General features: G+C 47.8%; 26 protein-coding genes. 19 read left to right on the top strand and 7 right to left on the bottom strand.

Features of this window, described 5'->3' with window-relative positions; all coding sequences use genetic code 11:
- Positions 1-83 precede the first annotated feature (83 nt).
- Positions 84-1,625 (top strand): tagaturonate reductase, encoded by a 1,542-nt coding sequence (locus SK066_RS15005; protein ID WP_320542085.1) that lies wholly within the window; start codon positions 84-86, stop codon positions 1,623-1,625.
- On the top strand, positions 1,622-3,130 hold the full coding sequence (locus tag SK066_RS15000) for a UxaA family hydrolase (RefSeq protein WP_320542084.1): 1,509 nt from the start codon (positions 1,622-1,624) through the stop codon (positions 3,128-3,130). Before SK066_RS15005 ends, SK066_RS15000 begins: the two co-directional genes overlap by 4 nt.
- 411 nt (positions 3,131-3,541) lie before the next feature.
- On the opposite strand, the gene SK066_RS14995 is transcribed toward SK066_RS15000, so the two are convergent.
- Positions 3,542-5,569 carry a beta-galactosidase gene (locus tag SK066_RS14995; protein ID WP_320542083.1) on the bottom strand — a complete coding sequence of 676 codons (2,028 nt, stop codon included), beginning with the start codon at positions 5,567-5,569 and terminating at the stop codon, positions 3,542-3,544.
- 112 nt (positions 5,570-5,681) lie between these two features.
- On the opposite strand from SK066_RS14995, the gene SK066_RS14990 reads away from it, so the two are divergent.
- From SK066_RS14990 to SK066_RS14955, 8 genes are all read left to right on the top strand, one after another.
- Positions 5,682-6,515 carry an AraC family transcriptional regulator gene (locus tag SK066_RS14990; RefSeq protein WP_188776585.1) on the top strand — a complete coding sequence of 278 codons (834 nt, stop codon included), beginning with the start codon at positions 5,682-5,684 and terminating at the stop codon, positions 6,513-6,515.
- 237 nt (positions 6,516-6,752) lie between these two features.
- Positions 6,753-7,529 carry an alpha/beta hydrolase gene (locus SK066_RS14985; RefSeq protein ID WP_320542082.1) on the top strand — a complete coding sequence of 259 codons (777 nt, stop codon included), beginning with the start codon at positions 6,753-6,755 and terminating at the stop codon, positions 7,527-7,529.
- Positions 7,530-7,647: 118 nt separating this feature from the next.
- Entirely contained in the window at positions 7,648-8,304 is a 657-nt protein-coding gene (locus tag SK066_RS14980) for an SGNH/GDSL hydrolase family protein (protein WP_320542081.1), read from the top strand.
- Between the two features lie 57 nt (positions 8,305-8,361).
- On the top strand, positions 8,362-9,252 hold the full coding sequence (locus SK066_RS14975; RefSeq protein ID WP_320542080.1) for an SMP-30/gluconolactonase/LRE family protein: 891 nt from the start codon (positions 8,362-8,364) through the stop codon (positions 9,250-9,252).
- Between the two features lie 187 nt (positions 9,253-9,439).
- Positions 9,440-9,862: an SMI1/KNR4 family protein gene (locus tag SK066_RS14970; protein WP_320542079.1), complete on the top strand. Its 423-nt coding sequence runs from the start codon at positions 9,440-9,442 to the stop codon at positions 9,860-9,862.
- A 217-nt stretch (positions 9,863-10,079) separates the two neighbouring features.
- Positions 10,080-10,502, top strand: coding sequence for an SMI1/KNR4 family protein (locus SK066_RS14965; RefSeq protein ID WP_320542078.1), 423 nt, complete (start codon positions 10,080-10,082; stop codon positions 10,500-10,502).
- A gap of 210 nt (positions 10,503-10,712) precedes the next feature.
- Positions 10,713-11,897 (top strand): acyl-CoA dehydrogenase family protein, encoded by a 1,185-nt coding sequence (locus SK066_RS14960; RefSeq protein WP_320542077.1) that lies wholly within the window; start codon positions 10,713-10,715, stop codon positions 11,895-11,897.
- Between the two features lie 145 nt (positions 11,898-12,042).
- Positions 12,043-12,528 (top strand): hypothetical protein, encoded by a 486-nt coding sequence (locus SK066_RS14955; protein ID WP_320542076.1) that lies wholly within the window; start codon positions 12,043-12,045, stop codon positions 12,526-12,528.
- Between the two features lie 294 nt (positions 12,529-12,822).
- On the opposite strand, the gene SK066_RS14950 is transcribed toward SK066_RS14955, so the two are convergent.
- Positions 12,823-12,999, bottom strand: coding sequence for a YjfB family protein (locus SK066_RS14950; protein ID WP_188776591.1), 177 nt, complete (start codon positions 12,997-12,999; stop codon positions 12,823-12,825).
- A gap of 583 nt (positions 13,000-13,582) precedes the next feature.
- Between SK066_RS14950 and SK066_RS14945 the strand changes: the two genes are divergently transcribed.
- Positions 13,583-13,984, top strand: coding sequence for a NucA/NucB deoxyribonuclease domain-containing protein (locus tag SK066_RS14945; RefSeq protein WP_373289153.1), 402 nt, complete (start codon positions 13,583-13,585; stop codon positions 13,982-13,984).
- A 232-nt stretch (positions 13,985-14,216) separates the two neighbouring features.
- Here the strand turns inward: SK066_RS14945 and SK066_RS14940 are convergent, their stop codons facing one another.
- Positions 14,217-14,756 (bottom strand): VOC family protein, encoded by a 540-nt coding sequence (locus SK066_RS14940; RefSeq protein ID WP_320542075.1) that lies wholly within the window; start codon positions 14,754-14,756, stop codon positions 14,217-14,219.
- Positions 14,757-14,857: 101 nt separating this feature from the next.
- Here SK066_RS14940 and SK066_RS14935 point away from each other — a divergent pair, with 101 nt between their 5' ends.
- Positions 14,858-15,799 carry a helix-turn-helix transcriptional regulator gene (locus SK066_RS14935; RefSeq protein WP_320542074.1) on the top strand — a complete coding sequence of 314 codons (942 nt, stop codon included), beginning with the start codon at positions 14,858-14,860 and terminating at the stop codon, positions 15,797-15,799.
- Between the two features lie 337 nt (positions 15,800-16,136).
- On the opposite strand, the gene SK066_RS14930 is transcribed toward SK066_RS14935, so the two are convergent.
- Positions 16,137-17,375, bottom strand: coding sequence for an MFS transporter (locus SK066_RS14930; RefSeq protein ID WP_320542073.1), 1,239 nt, complete (start codon positions 17,373-17,375; stop codon positions 16,137-16,139).
- Positions 17,376-17,517: 142 nt separating this feature from the next.
- Positions 17,518-18,123: a TetR/AcrR family transcriptional regulator gene (locus SK066_RS14925; RefSeq protein WP_188776594.1), complete on the bottom strand. Its 606-nt coding sequence runs from the start codon at positions 18,121-18,123 to the stop codon at positions 17,518-17,520.
- A gap of 351 nt (positions 18,124-18,474) precedes the next feature.
- Between SK066_RS14925 and rsmD the strand changes: the two genes are divergently transcribed.
- The 3 genes from rsmD to SK066_RS14910 all read left to right on the top strand — a co-directional run bounded on the left by rsmD (position 18,475) and on the right by SK066_RS14910 (position 20,871).
- The gene (rsmD, locus tag SK066_RS14920; RefSeq protein ID WP_320542072.1) at positions 18,475-19,092 is read left to right on the top strand and encodes a 16S rRNA (guanine(966)-N(2))-methyltransferase RsmD; all 618 of its coding nucleotides are present in this window, start codon (positions 18,475-18,477) and stop codon (positions 19,090-19,092) included.
- Positions 19,085-19,624, top strand: coding sequence for a pantetheine-phosphate adenylyltransferase (gene coaD, locus SK066_RS14915; RefSeq protein ID WP_320542071.1), 540 nt, complete (start codon positions 19,085-19,087; stop codon positions 19,622-19,624). Before rsmD ends, coaD begins: the two co-directional genes overlap by 8 nt.
- Before the next feature lie 311 nt (positions 19,625-19,935).
- Positions 19,936-20,871: a YlbL family protein gene (locus tag SK066_RS14910; protein WP_320542070.1), complete on the top strand. Its 936-nt coding sequence runs from the start codon at positions 19,936-19,938 to the stop codon at positions 20,869-20,871.
- A 228-nt stretch (positions 20,872-21,099) separates the two neighbouring features.
- Here SK066_RS14910 and SK066_RS14905 read toward each other — a convergent pair whose 3' ends face one another.
- Both SK066_RS14905 and SK066_RS14900 read right to left on the bottom strand, forming a co-directional pair.
- Positions 21,100-21,597, bottom strand: a complete 498-nt coding sequence (locus SK066_RS14905; protein ID WP_320542069.1) for a DUF4188 domain-containing protein — start codon at positions 21,595-21,597, stop codon at positions 21,100-21,102.
- Positions 21,598-21,747: 150 nt separating this feature from the next.
- Complete coding sequence (locus SK066_RS14900) at positions 21,748-22,971, bottom strand: nucleotidyltransferase (RefSeq protein WP_320542068.1); 1,224 nt, start codon at positions 22,969-22,971, stop codon at positions 21,748-21,750.
- 396 nt (positions 22,972-23,367) lie between these two features.
- Here SK066_RS14900 and SK066_RS14895 point away from each other — a divergent pair, with 396 nt between their 5' ends.
- The 4 genes from SK066_RS14895 to plsX all read left to right on the top strand — a co-directional run bounded on the left by SK066_RS14895 (position 23,368) and on the right by plsX (position 26,040).
- Positions 23,368-23,874: a YceD family protein gene (locus tag SK066_RS14895; RefSeq protein WP_188776601.1), complete on the top strand. Its 507-nt coding sequence runs from the start codon at positions 23,368-23,370 to the stop codon at positions 23,872-23,874.
- 62 nt (positions 23,875-23,936) lie between these two features.
- A complete protein-coding gene (gene rpmF, locus SK066_RS14890; RefSeq protein ID WP_081604133.1) occupies positions 23,937-24,110 on the top strand; it encodes a 50S ribosomal protein L32 in 174 nt (57 codons plus the stop codon).
- Positions 24,111-24,476: 366 nt separating this feature from the next.
- Entirely contained in the window at positions 24,477-25,073 is a 597-nt protein-coding gene (fapR, locus tag SK066_RS14885; protein ID WP_188776806.1) for a transcription factor FapR, read from the top strand.
- Positions 25,057-26,040 (top strand): phosphate acyltransferase PlsX, encoded by a 984-nt coding sequence (gene plsX, locus SK066_RS14880; protein ID WP_320542067.1) that lies wholly within the window; start codon positions 25,057-25,059, stop codon positions 26,038-26,040. The genes fapR and plsX overlap by 17 nt, the downstream gene beginning before the upstream one ends.
- Positions 26,041-26,089: the final 49 nt, after the last annotated feature.

Below are 26,089 nucleotides of genomic sequence, written 5' to 3'. Positions count from 1 at the left end.
GTTAACATTAGAGCGTTATCATTTGCTACTGGTTGTTAAGCTTGCAGATTGTAAGCTATTTCGATTTCAATGGAGGTTCATTCATGACAATGAGCAAAACTCAGCCATTACCTTTACTGCGCCATCATTTGACAAGTGAAAATGAACGAAGACGGCATGATGTGATTCGGCAGCAGCCGATCAAAATATTGCAGATCGGTGAGGGCAATTTCCTGCGCGGCTTTGCAGACTGGATGATTCACGAAATGAATGCGAGCGGCAAGTATCACGGTAGCGTTGTATTAACGCCTCCAACTCCGCGCGGCGGTGCTAAGCTGGAGAAGCTGGCAGAGCAGGAGGGCTTATATACACTCGTACAGCAGGGTTTGCAAAACGGCGAAAAGGTTGAGAAGCGCCAGCTCATTTCCGTATTTCGTGACTATGTGAATCCGTATGCGGATTGGGAAGCCTTTTTACAGCTTGCAGAGCTGGAGTCGCTCGATATAGTTATTTCCAATACAACAGAAGCTGGCTTAACCTATACAGAGCTGGACTATGTACCGGGTGAGCCGATTGTGAATTATCCTGCGCGTTTGACGGTCTTTTTACATCGTCGCTTTCAGACGTTTGGCAATGATCCGAAGCGTGGGCTGATGATTTTGCCATGTGAGCTGGTAGAAAATAATGGCGATGTGCTGAAAAGCTATGTGCTGCGTTATGCGAGGGAATTTGGCTTTGGTGAGGACTTCTGCCAGTGGGTGGAGCAGCATCAGCTCTTTTTGAACAATCTGGTGGATCGGATCGTAACCGGTATGCCGCAGGCAGATGAATATGCTCGCTTGACGGGGAACTGGGGCTATGAGGATCATTTTCTCACCTCGGCAGAGCCCTATTATATCTGGGTGATTGAAGGCGATTCTTCGCTCGATCAGCGCCTTCCACTCGTACAGACCGGTCTGAATGTGAAATGGACACAGGATTTACAGCCGTACCGTCAGCGTAAGGTGCATATTTTGAATGGAGCGCATACGCTCATGATGCCGCTCGGCGTGCTACATAATCGCACAACGGTACGTGAGCTGATGGAGGATGAGCAGCTTGGTAGCTGGGTGAAGCAGACGATTGCGGAGGAAGTGATTCCATCATTATCCTTGCCAGCGGACGAATTACAGCGCTATGCAGAGGAAACATATGAGCGCTTCTATAACCCGTATCTGGAGCATCGCCTGATGGATATTGCGATGAATAGCTTGAGCAAGTTTCAGGCACGTGTGCTACCCGTTTTGAAAACGTATACAGATAAAAATGGTCATCTACCACAGCAGATTGTGCGTGGATTCTCGGCATTGCTGCTGCTGTATCGCGTAAAGCCGGTCGAACAGGAGGGGACGGTATTATTTCGCAGCTTCACACTGGAAGGTCAGCCACTGGATATTCGCGATAATGCTGAATGGCTACAGCAGCTTGCTCAGCATTGGTCGGAAGGGGGTAGCCAGCACGAGACAGATGGTGTGGTCGATTATAGCGAGGCTGTACAATGCATCTTGAGCGATACTCGCATCTGGCAGGAGGATCTGACCGCCATACCGGGATTAGTGGAAATGGTGGCATCTAATTTGAACGATATGGAGGCTGGGCGGCTATGAACACGATGATCCGAGATTATATCGCCATTCAAAAGCAGGACGATGTTGTGATTGCGTTACGTGATATGGAAGCAGGTGATACCCTGCTGCTTGACGGGGGCGAGGTGCTGACTGTAACGGAGCAAATACCACGTGGACATAAGATCGCTGTTCACCCGATCGAGCAGGGACAGGATGTGATCAAATATGGTTTCTCGATTGGTCGTGCCACACAGCCGATTAAACCGGGACAATGGATTCATAGCCATAATCTGCACACGGGCTTGTCCGGTACACTTGATTATGAATATGCACCGACTGCGGATTGGCAACCTTCGGAGCTACCACAGCATTTGAAAACCTTTGACGGCTATGTGCGTCCCAATGGTGAGGTTGGTATTCGTAATGAGCTGTGGATTATTAATACTGTAGGCTGTATTAATAAAATTTGTGAAGCACTTGCTCGTATGGGGCATGCGGAGCTGGCAGGTCGTGTGGATGGCGTGTATCATTTTCCGCATCCTTTTGGCTGCTCTCAGCTTGGCGATGATCTGGAATATACCCGGCAGCTATTAACCTCACTCGTTCTGCATCCTAATGCGGCAGGCGTGCTTGTGATCGGGCTGGGCTGCGAGAACAATCAGGTGGATGAATTCGCAGCAGGTATTCCAGCCGAATATGCTGGTAAAATCCGCTATCTGAAGGCGCAGGAGGTAGAGGACGAGCTGGAAGCAGGGATGGCCTATTTGGAGGAGCTAGCGCAGCTTGCCGAACAGGAGCAGCGCCAGCCTGTGCCATTATCTGCACTCAAGCTCGGTTTAAAATGCGGCGGCTCCGATGGCTTATCCGGTATTACCGCGAATCCGCTTGTAGGTAAGGTTGCCGATCTGCTCGTATCCGCAGGTGGTACCGCCATATTGACCGAGGTGCCAGAAATGTTCGGCGCGGAGACGATTCTCATGAATCGAGCTGCCAGTCCGCAGGTATTTCAGGATATGGTACAGCTGATCAACGGCTTCAAGCAATACTTTGTCGATCATGGGCAAAATATTTATGAAAATCCATCACCAGGTAATAAGGCAGGTGGCATTACAACGCTGGAGGAAAAGTCGCTCGGCTGTACACAAAAAGGCGGTCATTCACAGGTAGTCGATGTACAGCGTTATGGTCATCGTGTACAGCGTACCGGGCTAAATATTGTAGAAGCGCCTGGCAATGATCTGGTGTCGGTGACCGCACTATCGGCAGCAGGTGCGCATATTGTGCTGTTTACGACAGGACGAGGGACGCCATTTGGTGGACCTGTACCCACGGTGAAGATTGCTACCCAATCCGAGCTAGCGAACCGGAAAAAGCACTGGATTGATTTTAACGCAGGTCAGCTACTAGAAGGGAGAACGATGGAGCAAGTTGGACTGGAGCTGTTAGAGCAGATCGTCGATATCGCTTCCGGTCGTCTGGAGACGAACAGTGAGCGTCATGGCTTCCGCGAGATTGCTATTTTTAAAGACGGTGTCATCTTGTAAAATTACCAGCTTCCAATTAAAATATGGAAGTGAGCGAACATCTGTTGCAGTCCGATTGAAAAGCCAACTCTAATGGTCGATATCGAGCAGAGCATAGGCAATCCATTTCCTATCAATAAGAAAAAAGTGAACGACTACGGCACTCGGTATCGCTCACGATCATAAATACGTGTACAGGCAACATCGGTAAGACTGGTGAGTTCAAGAGCAAAAGCTTTATCCAACAACAGAACCCGCGCATGATATAAACGGTTCGATATAATAATGACGTGCTGAACGAGTTCGTTCGTTATTTCGACTAAACGAGCGTAAGATGAGCAAATTCGACAAAAATAGCGATACGTAAAATGTATTTTTCTACATTTACGTATCGCTATTTTCATGTTACAATAAGCACAGTAATGGATGGCATTATTTTACAGATAAAATAATCGTCCCATTACCAGGTACCTCAATCGAGCTGCCTACCGGCTGGTCTTCCAGCATATTGCTCGTCTGAAGCGAGCCAAGCTCTACGGTTGCCGCTTCTGCATTGTGATTCAGCAGAAACAGGAAGGCTTGACCATCCTTCACACGACGACCGGCTTCCACACCAGCTGGCGTATCCAGAACAGGCTGAATGCTTTGTTGCTGACACAGATGCTGTAGTAGACCTGCAATGAAGGATTCTTCACCATCGGAGGCAATATACCAGGCTTCCCCTTTACCAAATGCATGTCTTGTCAATACAGGCATGCCCTTGTAAAAGTCTGTACCGTATTCGGCAAGCACATCGGCTCCCTCGGTATGAAGTAGATCGCAGAGCATGCCGCATTCATAGCTGCCGCTCAATTCGCCGATCGTTTCCTTCATGACGATGGAGTTACGCATGGACGGAAGCAGGGCATCAATTTCTTCGACCCAGATGCCAAGTAGCTTACGCAGTTCACCCGGATAGCCACCCAGTGTGACCAGATCATTTTCATTCACGATGCCGCTAAAGAAGGTCGTGACGAAGGTGCCGCCATTTTCGGTGAATTGCTCTAGCTTTGCTGCTAAGCCAGGCTTGACCATGTACAGTACAGGAGCAATCACAAGCTTGTAGCCGCTCAGATCCGAATCGACTGAGACGATGTCTACCTGCACATTCCGGTTATACAATGCTTTATAATACTTATGAATTTGTTCGACGTATTTGAGTGCAACGGTTGGCCCACTCGATTTGTCGATTGCCCACCAGTTGTCCCAATCGAACAGAATCGCTACGCTTGCTTCAATCCTTGAATCAAGCAGCTGATCGCCCAGCTTTTGCAGCTCGTGACCAAGCGCACTCGTTTCACGAAACACGCGCGTATTCGCGTGTCCAGCATGCTCAATCACAGCACCATGGAACTTTTCACATGCACCGATCGAGCGGCGAAGCTGGAAGAACATAACCGTATCGGCACCATGTGCAACAGCCTGGTAACTCCATAGCCGCATCACACCTGGACGCTTCAGAGAGTTGTACGGCTGCCAGTTTTGCTGGCTTGGCGTTTGCTCCATTAGCATGAACGGATCACCGTCTTTTAGACCGCGCATCAGATCATGTGCGAGAGCGGTGAAGCTGACTGGAGTATTCAGACCTGGATAGTTGTCCCATGACACGATATCCATATGTTTTGCCCATTTGAAGTAATCAAGCGGTTTGTAGAAGCCCATGAGGTTGGTCGTTATCAGCGCATCAGGAATGATCGAACGAATCGCGTCATATTCCAGCTGATAGCATTCCAGCATGCTATCCGAATTGAAGCGTGTGTAATCAAGCGAGATGCCCTGAAAGCTAGAGCTATTCTCGCCCCATTCCTCACTGCGATGATCCGGAACAACAATCTCATCCCAATCGTAAAAGGTGTGGCCCCAGAAAGCGGTATTCCACGCTTTGTTGACAGCATCCAGCGTGCCATAGCGTTGCTTCAGCCAGACGCGGAACGCTTTCTCACAGTTATCGCAATAGCACTCGCCGCCGTACTCATTGGAGATATGCCATACCAGTATAGCCGGATGCTCCCTGTAGCGTTCTGCCAGCCTGCGAGCAATTTCTACAGAGTAATGGCGATAGGTTGGACTGTTTGGACAGGAATTATGACGACCGCCAAATTTGCGCTTGCGGCCATCTTTTTCCACTCGTAAAATGTCTGGGTATCGGGTTGCCATCCATGCTGGATGTGCGCCTGTGCTTGTAGCCAGACAAGTATAGATACCGCTTTCATAAAGGCTGTTGATGTAGTTGTCCAGCCATTCAAAGTTGTATGTAACCTCGTCTGGCTGATTGCGAGCCCATGAAAAGACGTTGAGCGTAGCGATATCAATACCAGCCTGCTTGAACAGCTCTAGATCGTCGAGATGCGTGCCGTGATCCCATTGTTCCGGGTTATAGTCACCGCCATAAAACATTTTAGGAAGTCGGTTGCTGATCAACGTTGTCACTCCTTGTATAAGAATAATTCTATACTAAACGATAACAAACCCTTGTAAAATATAAGATAATTAAACTATGATATTAAAATAAGGATATAGGATGTGAATGATCATGTACGTTACCAATCCGCATCGCCGCTTTTTTAGTGAACTGAAAGACCTGCAATTACCGATTCATATGGAAAGTATTGGCGAGAATCCGGATCAGGAGAGCATTGAGCGTCCGGATGGTTATCCGTGTTATCACTGGCTACAGAGCGTACGTGGAGAAGGCGAGTTTACCTTTGGTGGAGCGCGTTATATGGTGAAGCCTGGCTCCGGTGTATTGCTGGCTCCGCGCGATGCACATAGCTATCGTCCGATTAGCGGAATCTGGGAGACAACGTATCTGACCTTTGGCGGTCCGCAGTCGCTTGCGTTGCTATCTACCTTTGGTTTGTCACATTCGGCTTATTATGAATGGGATCGGGATTGTGAGCTGGAGTTTTTTGCAGGAAGTCTGCTGGGGCAGATTCGCAGCAACCGTGATCTATCCGGACTGGATACGAGCGCCGATCTGTATCGTTTCCTGACCCTGCTGAAAAAGCATGGACGTGTGAACAATCTGCCATCCCTGTCGCATACAGTTGAGCGTCTCGCACCACTGATGAGCTTTATGGAGGCACATTATGATGATCCGAATATTGGATTGGAGGATATGGCACAGCAGGTTGGCGTGAGTGCAAGACATCTGAACACGCTGTTTCGGCAAACATTTGGTATGACCGCCTATGCGTATTTCATTTTGCTTCGTTTGCGTAAGGCGAAGGAATTAATGACATTGTATCCGCGTATGACGATTAAGGAAGTATCCGGTCAGGTCGGTTTCCGTGACTCAAGTCATTTTGTAGCGACATTCCGTCGTCTGGAAGGCGTAACACCAGAGCAATTCCGCAATCTTTACTAGTTCATCAACCGATAGGTGATCAGATCATCACGTATCGGCATGAACATGGCGAAGATTCATCATTGAAACGATTATCTAAAGCGCTTACAATAGAATCGTTTATAGCAATAGCGCATGAGCTTGCCTATACCCTGGCTTTCGAGCCAGGGCATATTTTTGCAGACATACGCTAGCATAAGTGTGAGAATAAGAGCATAGCTGGATGAAGCTAGCTCAATTCCGAAGTGGAGGGTACATATGGAACGTATTTGGATTGCGGATGAACAGATTGTGGATGAGACAGGTACACGTCCTTATCTGGAGCCTTATTTGGTTCCTGACGCAACAAGTGCAGTGATCGTTTTGCCTGGTGGCGGCTATGAATTTCGAGCCGATCATGAAGGTGGGCCTGTCGCGCAGTGGCTGAATGAGCAAGGGATTTCAGCTTTTGTGCTGCAATATCGCTTGACCCCTAAGCATCGTAGTACACCGCTGGAAGATGGACAGGCTGCTATTCGTCATGTACGTGCACATGCATCACAATATGGACTACGTCCTGATCGAATTGGTATTCTGGGCTTCTCAGCAGGTGGACATCTGACTGCAATGACAGGCACGGTATTCAGCGAGCAGGAGATTACCCTGCCTGATGGACGCGTGGCATCCGTTAGCTCTCGCCCGGATCTAATGGTGCTCTGTTATCCTGTGATCACGATGGAGAGCTATGGACATGAAGGCTCTAAGAACGCACTATTAGGCACAGATGCTTCAGCCGAGCGTATCGCTGCTCATAGTGCAGAGCGTCAGGTCACTACGCATACACCGCCAGCCTTTATCTGGCACACCGCAGACGATGAAGCCGTTCCGGTGCAAAATAGTTTGCGCATGGCGCTTGCGCTTGAGCAGCACGGTGTTCCGTTTGAGCTGCATGTGTATGACCATGGTGGGCATGGAGCAGGTTTGGCTACAGGTCATCCGTCCATGGGAAGCTGGACAGAGCGCTGTGCAGATTGGCTACATCGTCAGGGCTGGTAACGTACACATTGGTAATACACGTACTGGCAATATGGTTTCTGGCCATTTAAATGATGAAGATAGGAATATTATAGTTTCCACACCATATAACAATTAGAGACAGAAGGGATGGATTGAAATGAAAATAGAGCCGAATAGCATACTGTTGATGATTGGTGATTCCGTTACGGATTGTGGTCGCGCACGTCCGGTAGGTGAGCACTGGGTGATTGGGGATGGATATGTAGGGTTGGTCGATGCCTTACTGAATGCAGCTTACCCGGATTATAATCTGCGTGTACTGAATACAGGTACAAGCGGTGATACCGTGCGTCATCTGGAAGCACGCTGGCAAGAGGATGTGTTTGCTCACTCGCCGGACTGGGTATCCATTATGATCGGTATTAACGATGTGTGGCGTCAATTCGATCGCCCAACCGATCCGGGCCAGCATGTGTATCTGGACGAGTATGAGCAGACATTGCGCAAGCTTGTGGTGGACACTTTGCCTAAGGTCAAAGGTCTGGTATTGATGACGCCATATTATATGAGCACGACAGTGGAAGATCCAATGCGTGCCACGATGGATATTTATGGCGAGGCAGTGAAACGCATTGCTGCCGAGACAGGTGTGCCATGCGTGGATACACAGGCGGCTTTTGACCGTATGGGTGAGCATATCTATCCAGCTACACTGTCACATGGATGGGATCATGTGCATCCGAATACCAAAGGGCATATGGTGCTGGCACGCGCCTTTTTACAGGCGATTAAGTATGATTGGAATCGTGGTTAAATGTGACTTAACAAACACATGCCGTAAATCGAAATGACATGTACAGGAGGCGTTACGATGAAGCAATATGAAGCGGAACTGGTACTGGATGCAAAAGCAAAGCTAGGCGAAGGGCCAAGCTGGGATGAACGAACACAGGAGCTGCTGTGGGTCGATATCGAAGGATTCAAGCTTCATCGCTACAACCCGGCAACTGGCGAGGATCAGGCGATTGAGGTAGGCGAGCATATCGGTGCGGTTGTACCGTATACCGAGGACGAAGCTATCGCGGCGTTGTTCAGTGGATTCTATCGTATTCATCTGCAAACCGGTGAGAAGATCGCCATTCATGATCCAGAGGAAGGTCGCCCTGGCAACCGCTTCAATGACGGTAAATGTGATCCATACGGTCGTTTTATCGCAGGTACGATGAGCTTGAGCGATGAGAAAAAGGCGGGTGCGCTGTATAGCATGGATACATCCGGTAACGTACGCCTGCTGCTAAGCGAGGTATCCACCTCCAATGGGCTTGCATGGAGTGCAGATCGACGCCTCTTTTATTATATCGATACGCCAACACTGACGATCCGCGCGTTCGACTATGATATCGAAGATGGCTCGATTGGCAATGCACGCGTGATTACCGAGGTCGACGATGCAGATGGCTTCCCTGATGGTATGACGATCGACGAAGAAGGCATGCTGTGGGTTGCTCGCTGGGGTGGACGCCGTGTATCTCGCATCGATCCAGCGACAGGCGAAGTCGTTGCCGAAGTGCAGGTTGCTGCTGATAATGTAACATCCTGTGTATTTGGCGGTGCTGATCTGGACGAGCTGTACATAACGACTGCACGCGGTGAACGTGAGCCGGACGATGGTACGCTTGATGGCGGTCTGTTCCGTGTTCGTCTAGGGGTTAAAGGCACCCGCACAGTGGCGTATAATCTCGGTCAACCTGTTAACTGGTAAGGTAGGGAGCCTTATTTATCAATCCCAATAAACAATTCAAACTTGGACCGTAGTCCTGCTAAGCAGGATTATGGTCTATCTTAATTTGCAACAGATCGCAACGTTATTTATAGTGGAAAATAAGAAACGATAAAGTTATATCGATCGATACATAAGATCAGTTCAATGCTAAGGAGGTACGCATCCTATGACTAGAATGATTCTGGAACAATCCGAACACCCACTCACTCCCGCAGATCTGGACGAGCTGGAGAAACTGTACAACTGGAAATTCCCGGAGTCGTTCCGTCAGTTGTATTTGCAGTACAATGGCGGTTACCTACCGGAGGAATGGGCGGAGCAGCAAGGTATCATTTTCGGTGGCTTTAATGCGATTCGATATGACAAGGTGCCCGCCGAGCAGATCTATCTGGATTTAATTGAGTCTTTTCCGCAATTAATTGATCTGTTTCCATTTGCTTATGATGGATTCGGACATAGCTTTGTATTGTCGCTGCGCGCAGAAGATTACGGAAAGGTAAGCTTGTTCGCAATGGATGGCGAAGATTTTTATGAAATTGCGGATACGTTTGACGAATTTTTGGATTTACTGATTTTTGATGAGTCATAAAGGCATGAACGGCGAATCTGTTTTACATGAGAGAGAACAGGGAATAGGTCTGGGATACGAGCAACAGTTAACTATGTTATTTGCAGTGGGAAATAATAGAAGGCAATATGAAGCATACTAAATCGAAGTATGAGAAATTGATATATGCCTTCAACTAAATAACAGTCGTCACCGATCTATACATAAGACCCGATTACTACAAGGAGGTACCCACCCTATGACGAAAATGATTTTGGAGCAATCCGAACACCCATTAACTCCCGCAGACCTGGACGAACTGGAGAAACTGTACAACTGGAAATTCCCGGAGTCGTTTCGCCAGCTGTATTTGCAGTACAATGGGGGTTACTTGCCTGATGAATGGATGGAGCGTAATGAAATCATCTTTGGTGGCTTTGATTCTATCCGTTACGGCGAATTGACAGCTGAGCAGATCTATAAAGATTTAATTAAATCCTTTCCGCAATTAATCGACTTATTCCCATTTGCTTATGATCAGGGCGGTCATAGCTTTTTGCTTTCGCTACGTGCAAAGGATTATGGGATGATCTATGTTTTCCTGATGGATGGTGAGGAATTGGTTGACGTGAGTGATACATTTGACGAATTTTTGGAATTACTGATTGTACATGAGCAGTGAAGGCATAAGTAGCCAATATGTTTTATACTATATATCATGCTCGACTATAATTCGGGGCAAACAGCTTGGGTTAATAGGATAGTACTGTCTTAACAATCTAGTTATTGAAGGATGACTCCTATTCGATCAAGTACAGATAAAGATAAGAGCAGAGCCGATGATCGATCCATTTTCACTATGATCGGCTCGTGAGGAAAGGACGGAGACACAATGACTGGCAAACGAATCGATCAATTTATCCGCAATGAACGAGAGGCAGAGCTGGCAGCCTGGGCAGATCGGCTGGCCGTACGCTTTGCAGAGCGAGCAGCCAAGCATGATGCGGAAGGAACATTTCCATTTGAAAATTTTGCGGACTTGAAGGAAGCGGGCTATGCAAAGCTGACGGTCAGCCGTGATTATGGTGGGGATGGACTGTCGCTGTATGAATGGCTGCTGGTGCAGGAGCGTATCGCTCGTGGCGATGGCTCGACTGCGCTCAGTGCAGGCTGGCATGGTGGGATGATGCTGCATTTTCGCGAGGCAGACGGTTGGCCGGAGCCGACCTTTTCGGAATTTTGTCAGGATGTTGTAGCACATGGCAATATGATTAACAAATTTGCCAGTGAACGCGGTACAGGTAGTCCGACACGTGGCGGTCGTCCCGAAACAACAGCCGTACGCACCGACGGTGGCTGGCTATTAAATGGACGTAAAACGTACAGTACACTCAGTCCGATGCTGATCGATTTTATTGTGAGTGCAGGGTTAGATGGACAACCGGAAATCGGTGATTTTCTAATTCGTTCCCGAGAAGGGATTGAGGTAGAGGAGACGTGGAATACGCTCGGTATGCGGGCAACTGGTAGCCACGATGTTGTGCTTCACGATGTATTTGTACCGGATCGTCAGGTACTTAACATCTACAAACCGGGCACACCGAAAACAGGACGCGACGACGGTGACGGCTGGCTGCTCCATATTCCTGCTTGTTATCTAGGTATCGCCTATGCCGCACGTGACTTTGCGCTTCAATATGCTGCCAACTACACGCCAAATAGCTTGAATGAGCCGATCGCCACTTTACCGCATATCCGTCAATGGATCGGTCAGATCGAGAGCGAGCTGCGTCTTGCTCGCACACTGCTATATGATGTGGCAGATCGCTGGGATCGTCAGCCAGAGGAGCGCAAGCATATGCGCCCGGACTTCGGTCTGGTCAAATATAATGCCGTTCATCTAGCCAATCAGGTAGTGGACAAATCGATGAAGATCGTAGGCGGTGCCGCCTTATCGAAAAATCTACCACTTGAGCGCCTGTATCGTGACGTGCGTGCAGGTTTGCACAATCCACCCATGGAGGATGCAGTTATTCAAACGATGGCACGTACCGCATTAGAAGAGCTGGATGCGTAAAGAGAAGCTAATTCTTCATTCGGACTTCGGCAGCCTGCCTCATATGTAAGATTGCAAGGGTGAGATGCAATACTTTGCAAATAGGGTAATATCGCTGCATAGCGGCATAACCGATTATTTTAGGATAGAGCGGAGGCGAATTCCTTTGTCAGAGCATCTGAATGGCTGGCAGCAATGGAACACAGACGAACGTTTGCAAGCTCTGCTTCGTATTGATTCTGCTCTGGATACAGAAGATCTGGAGCTACTACTGAATACCGCTCAAACGGATCAAAGTGAAGATATTTTACGTATTGAATGCTGGAAGGTGCTGGGCTTATACAGTGAATCCTCTCAGCACGCATCTGTTCGCAATGCTATTCATGGGCATTGGGCACAGGAAAGCGATGAGGAATATGTACAGATCGCTATGCTGGAGGCATTAACTGCACTTGGTGTGCAATCCGAGGATATTCGTATGGCAGCATCTATCCTACAGAGCGATGAATACATTTTGGTTCGTGCGGCAGCTTTTTCGTTATTACGCTCAGAGCATCAGTTATCTGAGGTGCGAGAGGTGTTGGAGCAGCTGCGAGATGATCCCGATTTTGGTGAATTAGCTGTGAAGCTACTCGAAGAAGTGGAATCGTAGTCTGCTCGATTGCGATTTTAATGGCTTTAGTCTATCTGTATGTAGTCAATAGACGAGCATTATAAAAGCTATATGCTAGAGCAAATACACACTGAACATCAGCTAGAAGCAGGATTCAGTATAAACTCCAGAACAAATGTAGAACAAATTTTAAAACAAACAAAACCGCCTCTTCTTATGCAGAAGGGACGGTTTTGTTTGTTGCTAGTGGAAGCTATCACATGCTATATGTACGATATCAACGCTATCATGCTGCGCTTGCATCACACACATAGCTGGGATTGGGATTCGCCATTACGCGCGAATGTCCAATGTGCTTCCCAGGTTTGGATGAGGAGCTTGCTTCAGCATTTCTGCTAATTGCTGACCTTGTTGCTCAGCCATATCCTTGGATAGAGCAAGTACTTTAATACTAGCGGCCTGTGACACTGAACTTTGACTCATTGCAGTGGACAAAGAAGCGATATCCATGAATACATTCCTCCTTTCCTGCCATGAAACAGGGCATATTTCTATTATCGGTGTAAATGCTAATTCAGGTAACCTTTACTTCTCTATCTTACACTGAGATTGTAAAAAATAGTAAATCTAATCTGCTTCATAACGTATTTTTTTGAATTTTAAGCTAATTTTTAGGTTCATATCAGCTTCATTTCAGCTTGTGCGTTTAAGATACAGACATACCCCTTTTGATATAAATATTGCCTACACCCTGCCTCGATCCCAGGCAGGGTCCTTTTTTGTTTGGAGGAGCAATTGTTATATTTCTTCTGTCATGTATCGTTGACTTGCCTACAATACCGATTCAGAATAATCGGATCGGCACACGAAATTTTACAATTCCATTAAATTTAATCCAAAATTTAACATAAAAAGATTTAAGTTTTACATTCATTCGCTTAAAATGGTACTAGATTCCAGTTGTGCACAATCGACAGCAGAAGCTTAGCTCGTGCTCGCTTGCTGTAGATCGTGCGAAGCAAGAATCAATAAACCTAGAGGAAGCGAGTTGATTGGATTGAAACGAATGAAAAAGCTAGGCATGATGTTAATGATGCTGGTGGTGCTATTGACGACACCAGCGCTGCTACAAGGTGAAAATAATGGATCTCAGGCTTATGCAGCAGCTGCGTATGACTATACCCTGACCTTCCCATCCAGTCGCTATCCTGAAACTGCCTCTCATATTCGAGATGCGATTGCAGATGGTCACTCTGCCGTATGTACGATCGATCGCTCTGGTGCAGATGAGCGCCGCGAGGAATCGCTAAAAGGCGTACCAACGAAAAGCGGCTATGATCGTGATGAATGGCCGATGGCAATGTGTCTTGAAGGCGGCCAAGGTGCAGACATCCGTTACATAACACCATCGGATAACCGTGGCGCTGGTTCCTGGGTCGGTAATCAGCTCACCAAATATCCAGATGGTACACGAGTGAAATTTATCGTGAACTAATTCGATCATACTTTTGCACATATGGATGAATAGATGAAATAGAATGCGTTGAGTCTATGAAATCCAAGCCTATTCAACACCCGATCTGAGTACTAAAGATCGGGTGTTTTTCTAATTCATAGTATGTTAGCTTGTTGCCGCTGATGTTGATTGAGCATAATATTTAATGTTAAACATGTAAAAGTCAAGAACTCAAGAACTCACACCGTTAACCCTGAAGTTATCAACTTTTTTAAAACGCGTGACGAGTCACCGTGAATTGAAAAACAATACCAAACGGATCACGAACTGCCGCATAACCAGTGCTAAACGAATTAGGGGCAAATGGAACAATAATCGTACAACGCGGATCAGCCACCAGCCGATTATACAGTGTTTCCATATCCTCATGCTGACGAGATTGCAGACAGAGTGAAAAGGAGTTGCCAGCCTGCCAGGTCTGCTCCGTATCTACAGCTTCCTCCGCAATCATCAGCTTACCGCTTCCCAGCTCCAGCACGGAATGCGTAATGTAATGCTCCTGCCCAGCCTGTACATGAAAGCTATCGTCCATCGCAGCCAGCTGCGCATACGTTACCTTCAACAGCACCTTTGCGCCCAGCTGTTCATAAAAGGCAATCGCTTCAGCAGCCTTTCCATTCAAGGACAGAAACGGAATAACCTCGGTCTGTACAGCAGCTCCCGATTGTTGCTCCGTAGCCTGCTGATTCGTAGCTTCCTTGCGCGTACATGCTGTAGCTTCTGTAGCGGATGTCGTTTGGTCTTTGTTCATTATCATCGCCTCCTGTAATGTGATACAGTAATAGCATAAAAGAATAAGGTGCCAGAATGTGGCACCTTTAAAACAGTAAACGGTATAGAAAAGAGGCGACTATGAAAAAAGCAGAACGTTTACAGCAGATGCAGCGCTATGTATACCGTCAGCGTCGTTTTACACTGGCTGAGCTTATGGAGCATTTTCATATTTCACGGCGTACTGCTATTCGCGATGTAGAGGCATTGGAGGAGATCGGTGTACCGTTATATGCCGAACATGGACGGTACGGAGGGTATCGCCTACTCGATACCGCAACATTGCCACCGATTTCATTTACTGCACGCGAGGTGCTGGCGCTGTATTTTTCAATGCAGGCACTTGAAAGCTTTTCCGGTGCGGTATTTGGCGTATCATTTGACTCCATCAATGCCAAGTTTTTAGACATCGCCTCTCCGCAACAGCAAAAGCAGATCGAGCAATTCCGCGATCGCGTTGCCTTCTATCATCATATGGAGGCAGAGCCGGGACAATGTCTGGAAGAGCTATTGCTTGCCGCAGCCGATCAACGCATCGTGCAGATTAGCTATTCCTCCAGTACACATGTGAGCGAAAGACGCATTCAGCCTTTTGCTGTATATGTGATGGAAGGCTACTGGTATTGTCGTAGCTACGATATGGATAAACAGCAATACCGCGTATTTCGCTGCGATCGAATTCAATCGATCAGACGAGTAGAGGAGCAGACTGAACTAGCATTTACCGATATCGATCTACATTCTGCCCCAACCCTGCGCCAACCAACGCCTGGAGCTATCCATTTTCATTGCAAATTACCAGACCTAACCGACGAACGCCGCGTATATGCCCGTTTATTGCCTTCCATGAAGCTAGTACATACAGGCAAAGTCTGGCAGCTAGAAGGAAGCTACGAGCCAGAGGAGATCGATTTCATGCTCAGCTACCTGACCGGATTAGGCACCACATTATCACAGATAGAACCCGTAGAGCTAAAAGATCGATTGCGCACGTATTATCGTAGCTTAATACAGAAACTATAAGCCCGAAGTTCTTACGTAATTTCTCGCACGATAGATGATTTTGTAGTTATGCAGATATAGCGATTATTTATAGCGATCATTACCTGTCTATCGCGTATTGGTCTGTCTATCGGGTATCGGTGCGTAGATACAGCGTTGCTCTACTTGGCGCAACGCTCGTATGCAGTGACATAGCTATAGGTAGTTCAGTAGTTGCTAAGCTTATAGTTGACAAACAACTACATATAACAAACCAAGCCAATAGAACACTCCCAACAAAAATAAGATCAGCCATAACCATCCGAGTGAACAGGAATGATGTATAGCTAATCTTATTTATTAGTGATTGTAGGAATGATCAGTGTGATTCAACTGCACCCGAACTAGCCTCTGATGAACTACGATCAGAACGCCCCGGCGTTTGCGGTTTAACACGCAACGACAGCAAAAAGCATAATGTCAAAATAATCGCAGCCATCATATATGGATAATTCACATCCAGATCAAACAGTGCGCCCGCCACAATCGGCCCTGCAATATTTCCAAGACTCGTATACGCTGAGTTTAGTCCAGCTACATAGCCTTGCTCATGTCCAGCCTGCTGTGAAAGCTGCGTACCGATCGCTGGACGCAAAATGTCCATCGCCAGAAACACCGCAAATGTAACAGCAAAGATCAGGAAGTACGTATGCACAAGCAGTGTCAACACGATAAAAATAGCCGAAGCGATCAGACAGACAATAATTAGCTTCTGCCCACCAAAGCGATTCATCATCCAGCCAAAGATCGTTGCCTGCAAAACCGCGCCAGCAATCGAGCCAAACGTAATAATGATCGCAATATCCTGCGCCGTAAAGCCGAATTTGTGGTCAACGAACAGAGAGAATACCGTTTCATAATTCGCCAGACCAAAAGAAGCCACGAAAACGATGATCAGACTAAGGAAATACGGCTTGCGATACGATTGCAATAGCTGACGTACCAGACTATCGCCTTTACCCTGACTCGTCGTCAGCTCTGCACGACGCTCCGGTGATAACGATTCTGGCAGCATCAATAACGTTGCTATCGCAGCCACGAGTCCGGCAATGGCTGCCGCATAGAAAGGCACTCGAATGCCATACTCTGCCAGCAAGCCGCCAATCCCTGGCCCGATAATAAAGCCTGTTGTGATGGCTGCATTGATAAAGCCCATCGCCGAGCCACGTTCCTCATTGGAAGTGATATCGGCAGCGTACGCCATAACCGATGGCATAATCAGCGCCGCACCCAGACCACCAATCGCGCGCGAGACGAATAGTAGCGCTGGCGCATGAGCGATGGCAAACAACCACTCCGAGATCGCAAAGATGACCATCCCTGTAATGATCAATTTTTTACGCCCGATTCGGTCAGATAAGCGACCACTATATGGGGAAAAGATCAGCTGACTGATCGAAAAGGCTGCAACCATCAATCCAAGCACACTACCGCCGATATGCAGCTCATTCATATACGTAGGCATGATCGGAATAACAAGTCCAATCCCGGTAAATACGAGAAAGATATTAAACATTAGCAGCAACAGCGCTGCTCGATTACGCATTAAAAGTGACATGATTTCCTCCGTAAAATAACTGCGTGCCATGGGGACACGAGCCGAATCACATGAAACAATTGAATTGAAAGCAATACATACTGAACATTCGGTCAGTAAAAAGGTTTAAAAATACCGGATGAGCAACAGAGCGATAGACGTGCTATGACTGCTGCGGTCCGGCTGCAATGCCATGTAAAAAAGTATCAATCGCAAACTGATAATGCTTTAGCACCTGCTCAAGCGGCTGATTACGGCAAACACGGCTCATGCCGACGATAATGCCCTCCAGCACAAGCGCCTTTTGCTCAATCTGTTCACCGCTGAATTCGCCACCATCGACGCCTTCCTGAATCAGTTGGCGATTGAACAGCAGATGCTCCTGCATCATCGTGTTCATCTTTTCCTCAATCTCACTCTTTTGCTCATCATTACTGAAAAATTCGTCCGCTGCACGAGTAAGTGGATGGTTCAGATCCTCGCGTACAATCTGCTCGGCAAGTCCGTACATTTTGGCAGTAGCGGTTGCGTAAGAGGGAAGACGGGCTTGCCATTTTTCCAGCCAGTCACGATCCCATTCATGCAGTAAGTAGGAGAAGAGCCCTTCCTTACTTTTAAAATGGTAATAAATATTCCCTTTGCTGCTGCCTGTAGCGGCAACGATATCCTCGATCGAGGTCGCCTTGTAGCCCTTTTGTACAAATAAACTACGGGCGGCGTCGCTTATTTTTTTACGTGTTTGCTCACTTTGAGCTTGCTTTTTGTTCATATTCTCACCTCGACATTCTCGATACTGAACGTTTGTTCAGTATTGTAGCAGATGGCTGTCATGAAAGGCAAGCAGAACGTAATATGATTTTGCAACGACCGTCTGATATGATACGATAACGTCGTGTATTTGCTTGGTGGGTAGCGCCCTTGCGGGTAATGAACCTCAAGCGTAAAGGTTGGGCTGTACATGGCATGTAGCGACTGTTATTAGTTTGCTCAAGCCTATACAAGCTGACCGAACTGATCAGAGCGGACAGATATCGGATGATGGAGATAAATCGTAGAAGGATGCGACCATCGGTGATCAACAGGCTGTTCTACATTATATATAGAGGGTGAATTGATTGGAATGAGAGTCATTTCTGGAAGTGCAAAAGGAAGACCGCTTAAAGCGGTACCGGGAAACGGAACCCGTCCAACAACCGATAAGGTGAAGGAGGCGATGTTCAGCATTATTGGGCCTTATTTTGATGGCGGTCATGTGCTGGATTTGTTTGCTGGAACGGGTGGACTGGGGATTGAAGCGTTAAGCCGTGGGATGGAGCACGGTGTATTTATCGATATGGAATACAAAAGCATCGAGGTCATCAAGAGCAATGTACAGTCCGCAAGACTGACTGAGCAAGCGGAGATTTATCGCAATGAAGCAGGACGTGCGCTCAAGGTATTACAGAAGCGCGAGGCTACCTTTGATCTCGTATTCCTTGATCCACCTTATCGGATGAAAAATGGTATTGAGCTGATGCAGGAAATGCATGAGCGCGGTTTATTGAATCCGGGAGCGACCATCGTACTGGAATTTGAAACCGGGCACCCGTATCCAACGGAATGCCAGCATTTTATCGGCGTGCGGCAAGCAGAATATGGAGACACCACGCTATACGTCTACCGTTATGAGCCAGAACAGAATGCTGTAGAAGCATCGGACGAGAATGAGGAACAGCAGGGAGGAACGTTAGATGAATAACGAGCAGAGCAAGCTGATCCAATCTGTACCGACTGGCGGCAAGCGGATCGCGGTATATCCGGGTAGCTTTGATCCTGTGACGATGGGGCATCTGGATATCATTCACCGTGCAGCACGTCAATTCGATACGCTTGTAGTGTCTGTACTCAACAATATGAGCAAAAAGCCGCTCTTCAGCGTCGAGGAGCGTGTAGAACAACTCAAGCAGGTTACGGCGGATCTGCCCAATGTGGAGATCGATAGCTTCCGCGATCTGCTGGCGAATTATATCCGCGAGCGTGAAGCGCATGTTATCGTACGCGGTATTCGCTCGGTAACCGATTTTGAATATGAACTGCAAATGGCTTCGATCAACCGCGAGCTGAATCCTGATGCAGAGACGATCTTTATGATGACCAATCCGCGCTATTCCTATCTGAGCTCCAGTATGGTGAAGGAGATTGCACGCTTTGACGGGCCAGTGTCTGACTTTGTCCCGCCACTGATCGAGCAGGAGTTGAAGCTCAAATTCGGAGCGATGTCCAATTCATAATTGCTCCAAATGAGTAGCTAGCGTCAAAGTGGATTTGCTGCGCTGGTCATGGGATAATAGACGGACAGATAGGTCGTTATCGACAACGGTCTGTCCGTTTCTTTCCAGCGAGTACAGCATCCTGGATCATAGTCTGTACCGATTGGCATGGAACGGCAAGACGTGTTGCGGCGAATATCCCGCCTGTTCAGGCATTAGAGTGTAAAGGAGAGAACTGCGTGTCCGGCTCATCCCTAAAATCCCCGTTTTCGCAAAAGCGAATATGGGTTTATTTGCTTTGCTTACTCCTGTTTGTCTATGTGCTTGTCTATATGCCGACTCCCTATGTAATTAATGCGCCGGGCAGCGCCAATGAGCTAAAGCCGATCGTAAGCGTATCAGGCGGCGATCCAACTGAAAAGGGGACATTTATGCTGACGACGGTATCGATCAGCTATGCGAATACGGCGATGCTGATCGGTAGTTTATTTGATCCTGACGAGGAGATTGGCCCTAAGCCAGCCCAGAGTGATCGCAAGGAGTACGCAGCCGAGCAGCTCTATTATATGAACAGCTCCCAATCGAATGCGATTGCTGCGGCCTATAAAAAGGCAAACATTCCTTTCAAAATCGAGCCTCAGTATGTGTTTGTCGTGAATGTACCGGATGGGAATACAACGATACATGCCGGGGATAAATTCGTGCAGGTGGATGGACAGGCGATCACATCGATTCAGCAGCTGGAGAGTATTTTAGGCAGTAAAAAAGCAGGTGAGGTGGTCAAGGTCGTTATCGACCGCGCTGGCACTACCGTAGAGCAAAATATTACATTAACCGAGTTCCAGGATGCGATTGGACGTGTTCGTGTTGGCTTTGGGGTATCGATTGGAGAAGTACAAAAGGTAACACCAGATGATCCAGCACACGAGGTGAAGTTTGCCGATACGAGCATTGGCGGCCCTTCAGCAGGTCTAATGTTCAGCCTGGAAATCTACAATCAATTAACCCCTGGCGATCTGACCAAGGGCTATCGTATCGCCGGAACGGGAACGATCGACTCGGATGGTACAGTAGGCATTATCGGCGGTGTACAGCATAAGGTGGTCGCTGCACAGAACAATGGAGCAGAGATTTTCCTTGTGCCACAGGGGAATTACGCTGATGCCAAGGCACAGCTTGATCGTATGCATTCTACGATCAAGCTTATCCCCGTACAAACGATGGATGATGCGCTGAAGGCAATTGCAGCATTACCAGCAAAATCGTGATTGAAGCGCAATGCATTGCAGGATCATGCGAGCGGATTAATAGCTGCCGCAGCTTGTAATGCTTATCCGTTTAGCTGGCCTGGGAATACCGTAATCGTCTACATGTACATGTTAAAATAAAACAGACATTCACCAAACGTAACAACGCTATTTCATGACGTATATTCAATGGATTAGAAAAAAGAAAAAAGGACGCTGAGCTTATTCTCGGCGTCCTTTTTAATATCGTTATTTGATCTCTGTCATCGTATCAGAGTCCGCAAGATTCGTCCGTTCACGCGACGTCTCCCGTCCTGCACCAATCGGACGCAATTCACCCGCACGTCCCAGCCCGGTTGCTGGCATATTCACATAAATCGATTCATACGCCCCGTTTTCGACCAGATACGTTTCATGATAGATCCCAACCGCTTCACCTGCACGAGATTTGCGATTGAAGTTTTGCCATGCGCTCAGATGCTTGGCACCGTGCGCATAGTGCTCTAGCTGATCATAAGAACGCCAGTATTGAACAATCGACACGCCGCGCCCGGATATAAAAGAAGCCCCATCCAGAAAACCAAGCTCGCGGTTCTCGTACAGCTCCTTGAGCATAGGTCCCATCGCTTGCAGGACAGGAAGCCATTGCCTGATTGCAAGCCATTTATTAATACGAACACCGATAATAAAAACGACGAACGGCCCTTCAATCGAAGCGGTCTGGCGACCTGGCATAATTGGATTCATCCTATTGCCTCCTCAATGTCGTTTCAATTGCTTCATATGCAGCTCGTAAAAGCTGCGAATATCCACAGATGCATACAACCGCGCTGTCAGAAATGCTCCATAAAACACGGTGAACAGCAGCTTAACGGCATCTTCGATCTCCAGCTCAGATCACACACGAACCGGTGGATAATAGTAGTCCGAATACAGATCCCGCATCTGCTGAACCGTGAATCCGGCGGCTTGCATCACCGTTGCCTGTATATCAAGTATCATCTGCTCATGCTCGCAGTCGGCTGCTCGCATGATGATTGGCAGCGAAGCGGTACTTTTCATTTGTTTAAGTAGAATTCGTCCGCGCTGCGTAAAGCCTAACACTCGCAAATAGCCTGGGCCACGACGTAGCATCTGCTCATTCAAGCTGTTCTTACGATGACCGAGCAGTAGATGAGCGAGTAGACGCTGTAATCGTGCGCGTGTATAACGCTTTGTTTTCAAGCTGTCGATCAATTGATTGACAGACGGCTCCGGTAAGGAAGGCAGCAGACGCTTAAGGCGATGCTCAATACCTTCGTTCATATCATAATATTCTGCCAGCATCTCGGGCGATGAAGTAGCAATTCGTTGCAGCAGGGGAAGCCATAAGGCGTCCATTTGTACAGAACCACGTCCAGCGGCAATTTCACGCTGCATGATCTCCCATGTCGCTGGAGGAACATAGGCGGCTACTCGCTCAGGTTCATGCTGTAGCATATGTCGGATCGAGGTTGCACTTGCAATCTGCTCGTGTGTTGGCTGTAGATCATGATAGCCCGACTGCTCACGCTGAATCGTAAGCGGAGTAATCCGACTATTCAGCTGATGAATTGCTCGTAGGTATTGCAATCCAAGCGTATTATTCGGTTGCTGGAGCATTGCTACCGCTTCAGTGGATAGCAGACCAGAAGCCGTAGCAGCGCGACTGAGAGCAGCTGGGTAACTCCATCCCTGATTCAGATAGTCGCGAATCGATTGCTGGAGCTGCTCTGGCTCCTGCTCCATTAGCATCGCTACTGTCTGCAAATGCTCCAGCGATCCAGACTCACTACCGAACACGAGCTGATTCACTACACCTGTTGCCTCCAGCACCGCTACTGCGCCATAAGCGAACCATTCTGCTGGCTGTACCGCATAAGCGGAGGGAAGCTCCAGCACCACATCACAGCCTGCACGTAGCGCCATCTCAGCACGCGCCCATTTACTAAAGCTAGCCGGCTCTCCGCGTTGGGTGAAGCCACCACTCATTACAGCGACGACCCCATCGCAGCCAGTCAGCTGACGTGTACGATCCAGATGAAGCTGATGCCCATAATGGAACGGATTATATTCAACGATAACGCCAGCGATATTCATCATGGTATTCTCCTTTGTAAGCTTCATGATATAATTATAATTTGTATAGCATACAGCAGGGATATGTATGGTAAAATCAATGCTACCCGTGTGATTTCTGATCGGGTTGAAGCTGTCTTGGACAGCGGCTGCTCCATTATACCTCATTCCTCTTTTGGAAGCGTAAAAGCGGCTTCAATTCATGTGATCAACTGGAAAATATGCGGTGAAGCACAAGTGGATTTGGACGAATTTTGGATGGATTTCAGGTGAATATCAGATGCCAGAAACCCGCATCAACACTGGGAATCCCGCTACAGTAAAGGGATTTACCCTTACAGGTTGTTAAAATACAAAATTTGATTGACAAAAACCTCTATTCATTGGTAAAATAATTTTTGTTTGTTTGGAGTGATAACTATGCAATTCCAATTTCGAAAAATGGCGCAGAGCGATCAGCCTATAGAGTTTCACCAGACACTGGACTCCGAATTTGTAAAATTCGAACGCAGCGACATCCTGCATGCACAACCATTGCAGGCAGATGTGAAGGCGCGTTATCGAGTCGATAAGGTTGTGGAAGTGAACGGAACGTTGAAGCTTGATCTGCAGGTGGCATGCGCTCGCTGTCTGAAGCCTGTTGAACTCCATCGTGAATTCAGCATGGATGAGGAATTCAGACACGGCGAAGAACCGGAAAATGTAGCGGAAGAAGATAATACAATATACGTGAATAGCGATACAGTAGATCTTCGTCCTTATCTGGAGGAAGCTGCATTGATGGACTTGCCGGCGGTTGTTCTATGTAAGGACGATTGCAAAGGCCTGTGCCAGACATGCGGAGTCAACCTGAACGAACAGGATTGTGATTGCGATAACCGGCCGATCGATCCTCGATTGGCAGGGCTCAAGGATTTTTTCAAGTGATTTGATAACTCTGATCTCAGAGTGTTAAATGGCATTCAACTAGATGAAGGAGGTGTTTAACGATGGCAGTACCTCAACGGAGAACTTCCAAAACACGCCGTGACAAACGTCGTACACACTTTAAACTGGCAGTACCAGGTATGGTAAAATGCGAAAACTGCGGAGAAATGAAATTGTCTCACCGCGTTTGCAAAGTGTGCGGAACTTACAAGCAAAGAGAAATCGTACAACAGTAATTGTTGTAAAGGCAGCGTCTCGTCGTTTGATGAGACGCTGTTTTTTTGCGTAAAGGCATCACTTGCCATAGCTGGTGCGGTATGACACCGAAATTACATAATAACAAAACACTGCCTCTTTCTTTTTACGAGAATATGCTTTATACTACAATCTTAGTACCAGGTTCTAAAACGAAGCGATAAGGACAGAGGCGATGCTTTTGTACCTGTTATCGTATATGCGTTCCTGTAAAAGCTACACGGAAACCGAAAGGTTTATATAGATATCATAATGTTGATACACAGGGAGCACCGGACAGGGGACATGCTCGGGTGCTTCGCAAAATCCATCTGAAAGTGGGGGGAGGCTTTGTGACCATCGAACGATTGCCGAAAAGGCAACGCCAGCAGCGGCTCGTGAAAATTATTGAAGATAACCCGTTTGTGACGGACCAGGAGCTGACTCGTCAGCTGAAGGTTAGCATTCAGACGATTCGTCTGGACCGAATGGAGCTGGGGATTCCCGAGCTGCGTGAGCGTATGAAGCTGATGGCCGAGCGTTCCTATGATCAGGTTCGATCCTTGCCACTGGATGAAGTGATCGGGGATATTGTCGATTTACAGCTGGATCGAAGTGGAATATCGATTTTTGAGATTCGAGAAGAGCATGTATTTTCACGGAACCATATTGCCCGTGGTCACCACATCTTTGCACAGGCGAACTCACTTGCAGTCGCCGTCATTAACGATGCGATCGCATTGACCGCATCGGCGGATCTGCGTTTTGTCCGTCCGGTCAATCTGGGTGAAAAATGTATTGCTAAGGCTTATGTGCAAACGAGCCCTGCGCGCAGAGGAAAGGCAAAGGTTGAGGTTTTGACCTATGTCGGTGAAGAAATGGTATTTCAGGGCAACTTTGTGATATACCGATCAGATGGAGAAGAACACGATGAAGGAGGACTTGATCATGCGAATCGCGATTGACGCGATGGGGGGAGATCATGCTCCAGACACTAATGTATTGGGCGGCCTGGAGGCAGCCAGAGAGTGGAAGGATACGGAGATTATTCTTGTCGGTGACGAAGCAAGGATGAAGGCATTGTTACCGGAGATTCCGTCTAACCTGACACTGGTACATGCTTCCGAAGTGATTGAGCCTGAGGATGAGCCCGTACGTTCGGTTCGTCGGAAAAAGGATGCTTCGATGGTCGTTGCAGGTCGGATGGTTAAAGAAGGACTTGCTGAAGCGATGATCTCGGCTGGGAATACTGGCGCACTGATGACGACAGGCTTGCTTGTCGTTGGACGTATTAAAGGGATTGAGCGTCCTGCATTGGCACCGATCATTCCAACGATCGATGGCAAGGGTGTACTGGCACTTGATCTTGGCGCGAATATGGATGCAAGCCCGGAGCATCTGGCGCAATATGCGCTGATGGGTAGCATTTATCGGGAGAAGGTTCAAGGCGTGAGCAATCCGCGTGTCGGTCTGCTCAATGTCGGTACAGAGGCGAAGAAGGGGAATGAGCTGGTCAAGGAAGCTTATCCGCTGCTAGAAGCTTTACCGATTCAGTTTGTCGGTAACGTAGAGGCGCGCGATGTGCTGAATGGCGTATGCGATGTACTCGTATGCGACGGCTTCGCAGGTAATATTTTGCTCAAGTCGATGGAAGGTACGGCTGCTGGCATCTTCTCACTGCTCAAGCAGCAATTTTCCAAATCACTCAAGACGAAGCTGGCGGCTGCTTTAATTATGCCGGAGCTGCGTGGCTTGCGTGACATTATGGATTATAAGGAGCACGGCGGCGCACCGCTGCTAGGTCTTAATGGACTGGTGATCAAGGGTCACGGCTCTTCGGATGCTGGCGCGATCAAGCATGCAGTACGTCAAGCACGTATTGCGATTGAGGGCAAGCTCGTTTCAAGTATTTCGCAGGAAGTTATTGGCTGATTCACAGCTTCATTGGTCTGTTTCGAATCGTCTATCGAGGCTGTTCGAA

The sequence above is a fragment of the Paenibacillus hunanensis genome (assembly GCF_034055775.1).
Lineage (GTDB): Bacteria > Bacillota > Bacilli > Paenibacillales > Paenibacillaceae > Saccharibacillus > Saccharibacillus hunanensis.
This window is presented reverse-complemented; position numbering and strand designations above follow the sequence as displayed.

Coding starts and splice junctions, on each gene's coding strand:
- SK066_RS14960 (WP_320542077.1), top strand. CDS start 10,713: ATGACTGGCAAACGAATCGATCAATTTATCCGCAATGAACGAGAGGCA.
- plsX (WP_320542067.1), top strand. CDS start 25,057: ATGCGAATCGCGATTGACGCGATGGGGGGAGATCATGCTCCAGACACT.
- SK066_RS14945 (WP_373289153.1), top strand. CDS start 13,583: ATGCTGGTGGTGCTATTGACGACACCAGCGCTGCTACAAGGTGAAAAT.
- SK066_RS14975 (WP_320542080.1), top strand. CDS start 8,362: ATGAAGCAATATGAAGCGGAACTGGTACTGGATGCAAAAGCAAAGCTA.
- SK066_RS14985 (WP_320542082.1), top strand. CDS start 6,753: ATGGAACGTATTTGGATTGCGGATGAACAGATTGTGGATGAGACAGGT.
- SK066_RS14910 (WP_320542070.1), top strand. CDS start 19,936: ATGCCGACTCCCTATGTAATTAATGCGCCGGGCAGCGCCAATGAGCTA.
- SK066_RS14970 (WP_320542079.1), top strand. CDS start 9,440: ATGACTAGAATGATTCTGGAACAATCCGAACACCCACTCACTCCCGCA.
- SK066_RS14990 (WP_188776585.1), top strand. CDS start 5,682: ATGTACGTTACCAATCCGCATCGCCGCTTTTTTAGTGAACTGAAAGAC.
- SK066_RS14965 (WP_320542078.1), top strand. CDS start 10,080: ATGACGAAAATGATTTTGGAGCAATCCGAACACCCATTAACTCCCGCA.
- SK066_RS14980 (WP_320542081.1), top strand. CDS start 7,648: ATGAAAATAGAGCCGAATAGCATACTGTTGATGATTGGTGATTCCGTT.
- SK066_RS14940 (WP_320542075.1), bottom strand. CDS start 14,756: ATGAACAAAGACCAAACGACATCCGCTACAGAAGCTACAGCATGTACG.
- SK066_RS15005 (WP_320542085.1), top strand. CDS start 84: ATGACAATGAGCAAAACTCAGCCATTACCTTTACTGCGCCATCATTTG.
- SK066_RS15000 (WP_320542084.1), top strand. CDS start 1,622: ATGAACACGATGATCCGAGATTATATCGCCATTCAAAAGCAGGACGAT.
- rsmD (WP_320542072.1), top strand. CDS start 18,475: ATGAGAGTCATTTCTGGAAGTGCAAAAGGAAGACCGCTTAAAGCGGTA.
- SK066_RS14925 (WP_188776594.1), bottom strand. CDS start 18,123: ATGAACAAAAAGCAAGCTCAAAGTGAGCAAACACGTAAAAAAATAAGC.
- SK066_RS14950 (WP_188776591.1), bottom strand. CDS start 12,999: ATGGATATCGCTTCTTTGTCCACTGCAATGAGTCAAAGTTCAGTGTCA.
- SK066_RS14930 (WP_320542073.1), bottom strand. CDS start 17,375: ATGTCACTTTTAATGCGTAATCGAGCAGCGCTGTTGCTGCTAATGTTT.
- coaD (WP_320542071.1), top strand. CDS start 19,085: ATGAATAACGAGCAGAGCAAGCTGATCCAATCTGTACCGACTGGCGGC.
- SK066_RS14935 (WP_320542074.1), top strand. CDS start 14,858: ATGAAAAAAGCAGAACGTTTACAGCAGATGCAGCGCTATGTATACCGT.
- SK066_RS14895 (WP_188776601.1), top strand. CDS start 23,368: ATGCAATTCCAATTTCGAAAAATGGCGCAGAGCGATCAGCCTATAGAG.
- SK066_RS14905 (WP_320542069.1), bottom strand. CDS start 21,597: ATGAATCCAATTATGCCAGGTCGCCAGACCGCTTCGATTGAAGGGCCG.
- rpmF (WP_081604133.1), top strand. CDS start 23,937: ATGGCAGTACCTCAACGGAGAACTTCCAAAACACGCCGTGACAAACGT.
- SK066_RS14900 (WP_320542068.1), bottom strand. CDS start 22,971: ATGATGAATATCGCTGGCGTTATCGTTGAATATAATCCGTTCCATTAT.